The sequence below is a fragment of the Microcoleus sp. AR_TQ3_B6 genome (assembly GCF_036702785.1).
In the GTDB taxonomy this organism is placed as follows: domain Bacteria; phylum Cyanobacteriota; class Cyanobacteriia; order Cyanobacteriales; family Microcoleaceae; genus Microcoleus.
Map to the genome: position 1 here is coordinate 1 of NZ_JAUBVJ010000215.1, position 2,340 is coordinate 2,340.

2 protein-coding genes are annotated in these 2,340 nt (G+C 42.1%); both read left to right on the forward strand.

All coding sequences use genetic code 11. The features are described 5' to 3' along the window. The coding region (locus QUB56_RS36730; RefSeq protein WP_332961274.1) for a methyl-accepting chemotaxis protein at positions 1-504 on the forward strand (504 nt) is incomplete at its 5' end. Between the two features lie 762 nt (positions 505-1,266). Beyond that, positions 1,267-2,340: CHASE3 domain-containing protein (locus QUB56_RS36735; protein WP_332961275.1), on the forward strand; the 1,074-nt coding region annotated here is incomplete at its 3' end.

Consider the following 2,340-nt stretch of genomic DNA (forward strand, 5'->3'; position numbering starts at 1 on the left):
CAGATTGGCAATATCTCTACTGCTGTCACAGATTTAGCCAATCAAACGAATATGCTGGCACTGAATGCCTCAGTAGAAGCGGTGCGGGCAGGCGAGAACGCCCAAGGTTTTACTGTCATAGCCACAGAAATCCGCAAACTAGCAGATCAAAGTAAGAAATCTGCCGAGCAGATTAACAACCTGGTTGTTGATATCAAGAAGGCGATTGATTCCACCGTAATGGTGACAAAGGAAGGAACTAAAACAGTAGAAGAAGGAACCAAAATAAGTCAAGAAACGGCAGCAGCTTTCTCGGAAGTGGCAAAGGCTGTTAACAATGTGGTATTGAACAATCAACAAATTTCTTTAACGGCAGAACAACAGGCAGTTGCCATTCAACAAGTAGTCGATGCTATGAACAGCCTCAACCTATCGGCAAAAGAAACCGCTAGTGGTATTTCTCAAACCAAATTAGGCACTCAACAATTGAACGAGGTAGCCCAAAATCTCAATTCAATTGTGTAAGTTAGCGGGTAGAGGCGGGTTTTCTGTGACTGTCAATTAATAATATTTATTTTATTGCCCATTAAACCCGCCCCTAGAGTGGCTAGTGAAAAACCCTACTAACATCGGCCCAGATATGCGTCAAGAAATATACTAATAACGCAAGTTGCTAGTTATTCGCCCTCATCCCCCAGCCAGCAACTCCACACCAGGGGAGAAGGGAGCAAGAGCAGGATTCAAGCCCCTCGCCCATCTATAAAATTTTTTCCTTTCCCCCCCCCTTCTCTTGTACGAGGGGCAGGGGAGGTGGCAGAGGGGTTGGCGAAAGGGTGAATCCATGTATGGGACGTAACTAGCAACTTATGTTAATAGGACTTACGCTAGGAATCATTTTTTACACTATCTCTAGTGGTAAGGTGCCCAGTGCGCAGCTTACCACTACAGATAGAGTTTGTGCGTAAGTGCTGGTTAATATAAACTTTTATGGCATTTTTCTGTTTAATGAAGTTATATTATGGAATTAATAAAAGTAATGATCTTGAGGGTGCTTATCTCTGCAATCTGGGGAAGGGGAACTGAGATAGAGCTTGGCTGAATGCCTCAGCAATATCAGTAATTAAACTTAAGTGCAATTGAGCTCCAAATTGGCAAAAGTAAACACCTAATCAAGGAGTAAAAAGTGAAATGCCTAAAAATATTATTCGGCTTAGTAAAGTAGTCCCGTTGGGCTTCGGCTCCATTTTTTTGTTAATGATTAGCATCGGATTTGCAACTAAATTTAGTATGGATAATTTAGCACAAGCTATTAAGTGGCAAACGCACACTTATGTAGTTAAGACAAATTTGCAAGCTCTAGAAAAAGATTTAGTGGATGCTGAAACAGGACAGCGGGGGTTTATCTTCACTGGTAAGGAGGAATTTTTAGAACCTTACAAAAATGGGACAATCGCCTTTTATAAAACGGCAAATGAGACAAAAGAGCTAATAAAAGATAACCCCGAACAAGTTAAAAATTTGGAGCAGCTTGAAAAAATTGCTGAGCAAAAGCTAGATGAATTAGCGGCAACTATATCCCTGAAAAGGGCTGGACAAGAACCACAGCTAAGAGCTTTGGTGCTTTCAAATAAAGGCAAGATACTTATGGATGAAATCAGAGCTAAGCTGGCAGAAATGCTTAAGATAGAAGATGCTCTACTGGTTGAACGAACAATATTAGCAAAACAGTCGGAGCAATTATCGGCAATTTTTTCTATAGGAGGTACGGTTGTTGCTGTAGTATGGGGTTCATTTATTGTATTATTTATTTTTGATAAAATTATCCGACCAATCAATCAGGTAGCAAATACGATCGCCAGTTCTTCCACAGAGATTGCGGCCACAGTTGAAGAGCAGGAACGTACAGCCACCCTGCAATCTAGCTCTGTAAATCAAACTACCATCACAATGGATGAGTTGGGCGCTGCTTCCCAACAATCAGCCCAGCAAGCTCAAGCTGGTGCTGAATCTGCACGGCAAGCTTTAAACATCACTGAAAGGGGAACCCTAGCAGTGGAGCAAACCCTGGAATCGATGACAATATTGAAAGAAAATGTCGGGGCAATCGCAGCAGAAATTCTGCGATTGAGCGAACAAACCAATCAGATTGGCAATATCTCTACTGCTGTCACAGATATAGCCAATCAAACGAATATGCTGGCACTGAATGCCTCAGTAGAAGCGGTGCGGGCAGGCGAAAATGCCCAAGGTTTTACTGTCATAGCCACAGAAATCCGCAAACTAGCAGATCAAAGTAAGAAATCCGCCGAGAAGATTAACAATCTGGTCGTTGATATCAAGAATGCGATCGATTCCACCGTA